The organism is uncultured Senegalimassilia sp. (genome assembly GCF_934632265.1).
Lineage (GTDB): Bacteria > Actinomycetota > Coriobacteriia > Coriobacteriales > Eggerthellaceae > Senegalimassilia.
The window spans coordinates 1-2,444 of record NZ_CAKTYH010000183.1 but is presented as its reverse complement, the minus strand read 5'-3'; the positions used below and the strand labels follow the sequence as shown (position 1 = coordinate 2,444).

General features: G+C 62.4%; 2 protein-coding genes. Both read left to right on the top strand.

Features of this window, described 5'->3' with window-relative positions; translation table 11 throughout:
- Positions 1 to 251: 251 nt before the first annotated feature.
- Positions 252 to 1,253 carry a type I glyceraldehyde-3-phosphate dehydrogenase gene (gene gap, locus Q0H50_RS09245; protein ID WP_294421671.1) on the top strand — a complete coding sequence of 334 codons (1,002 nt, stop codon included), beginning with the start codon at positions 252 to 254 and terminating at the stop codon, positions 1,251 to 1,253.
- Positions 1,254 to 1,423: 170 nt separating this feature from the next.
- The coding region (locus Q0H50_RS09240; RefSeq protein ID WP_294421670.1) for a phosphoglycerate kinase at positions 1,424 to 2,444 on the top strand (1,021 nt) is incomplete at its 3' end.

Below are 2,444 nucleotides of genomic sequence, written 5' to 3'. Positions count from 1 at the left end.
CGATCTTGCCAACCCTCCGCTGTCGAAATCCGCGGTCTATCACCGTGTTCGCCGTATCGAGCAATTGGCTGCTGAGCTGGAAAATCAGCACCGGTAACCGAATGTGACCGGTGTGTTGGCATTGTGCGGGATGCGCTGGTCTTCGCTTGTCGACCGTCTGCCAAATTCGCGTCGCAAGCGTTTGACTTTCCGCTACACTAACGTTTCGTATGGCCCATAACTTGAGTATCTGAATGAAAAGGAGATACGCAATGGCAATCAAAGTAGGCATCAACGGTTTCGGCCGCATCGGACGTCTGGCGTATCGCGCCATGGTCAAGGACCCGGAGATCCAGGTCGTGGCCGTCAACGATCTCGGCGACATCCCGACGATGGCTCACCTGCTGAAGTATGACTCGGTCCACGGCCGCGCCTTCGACACGGTCGAGGTCACCGAGGATGGCTTCGTGGCCGACGGCCATGCCGTGAAGGTCCTCTGCGAGCGCGATCCCGAGAACCTGCCTTGGGGCGAGCTGGGCGTCGACGTCGTCGTCGAGTCCACCGGCATCTTCAAGACCGGCGAGCTTGCCAGCAAGCACATCAAGGCCGGCGCCAAGAAGGTCGTCATCACCTGCCCGGCAAAGGGCGAGGACATCACCGTCGTCATGGGCGTCAACGACGAGCAGTACGACAAGGATCAGCACAACATCATCTCCAACGCCTCCTGCACCACCAACTGCCTGGCGCCCGTCGCCAAGGTGCTGCTCGAGAAGTTCGGCATCAAGCGCGGCTACATGAACACCATCCATTCCTACACCAATGATCAGAAGATCTTGGACCTGCCGCACAAGGACCTGCGCCGTGCCCGCGCCGCAGCAATGTCCATGATCCCGACCACCACGGGTGCTGCCCGTGCCGTGTCGCTGGTTCTCCCCGAGCTGGCAGGCAAGCTCGACGGCTTCGCCACGCGCGTTCCCACGCCCGACGGCTCCATGGTCGACCGGACGGTCGAGCTGGAGCGCGAGGTCACCATCGAGGAGATCAACGCCGCTATGAAGGAAGCCGCCGAAGGCGAGCTGGCCGGTGTGCTCGAGTACACCGAGGATCCCATCGTGTCCATCGACATCGTCGGCAACAACCACTCTTCCATCTTCGACAGCAAGCTGACCATGGTCATGGGCGGCAAGTCTAACATGGTCAAGGTCGTGTCCTGGTACGACAACGAGTGGGGTTACTCCAACCGCGTGAAGGACCTCGTTAAGATCCTGCTGTAATCGGCTTAACCGCTTAACGCTATGAAGGGCCCTGGAACCGACCTTGCCCCTTGCGCGCCGTGCCGTCCGTGCTGAAGCACCTACGGCGGCTTTGCAGGGTGGCAATCATCGGGACCAGGGCCTTTTAGTCGGCCATCACCGCACATGCGGTGGTTTGAAAGGAAGTCACCATGGCTGAAATCGCCACCGTCGACCAGCTCGATGCGCGCGGCAAGCGCGTGCTCGTCCGCGTCGACTTCAACGTTCCCGTGGCAGACGGCGTCTGCTTCGACGATACCCGCATCCGCGCTGCGCTGCCCACCATCGAAAAGCTCATCGACGAAGGTGCCCGCGTCATCCTCATGAGCCATCTCGGCCGCCCGTCCGGCGAGGGCTTCGAGGAGAAGTTCACGCTGCGCCCCGCCGCCTTGCGCCTCTCTGAGCTGCTCGGCCGTCCTGTGGCGTTCGCGTCCGACACCGTCGGCCCCGATGCCCAGGCCAAGGCCGCGGCCCTTCAAGATGGTCAGGTGCTGGTGCTCGAGAACCTCCGCTTCGACAAACGCGAGAAGAAAAACGATCCCGAGTTCTGCCAGGAGCTCGCCAAGCTGGGCGAAGCCTACGTCAACGACGCGTTCGGCACCGCGCACCGCGCTCACGCTTCCACCGCAGGCGTCGCGGCGCTTCTGCCCGCCTACGCCGGTTACCTCATGCAAAACGAGGTTGCCACCCTCACCGGCATGCTCGATGAGCCTCGTCGCCCCTTCGTTGCCATCCTGGGCGGCTCGAAGGTCTCCGACAAGATCAAGGTCATCGATGCCCTCATGGACAAGTGCGACACCCTCATCATCGGCGGCGGCATGTGCTTCACGTTCCTGCTGGCCCAGGGCAAGCAGGTGGGCACTTCGCTCAAAGAGGAGGACTGGGTGGAGCGCGCTGCGGCCATGCTGCGCAAGGCTGAAGAGCGCGGCGTGAAGCTGCTGCTTCCCGTCGACGTCGTGTGCGCCGATAAGTTCGCCGAGGACGCCAACACCAAGACCATTTCCGTCGACGACATCCCGGCTGATATGATGGGTCTTGACGTGGGTCCGGAAACGGCCAAGCTCTATGCGCAGGCTATCTCCCAGGCGGCAACCGTGTTCTGGAACGGCCCCATGGGCGTGTTCGAGATGGAGGCCTTCGCTGCCGGCACCCGCGCCGTGGGCCAGGCAATCG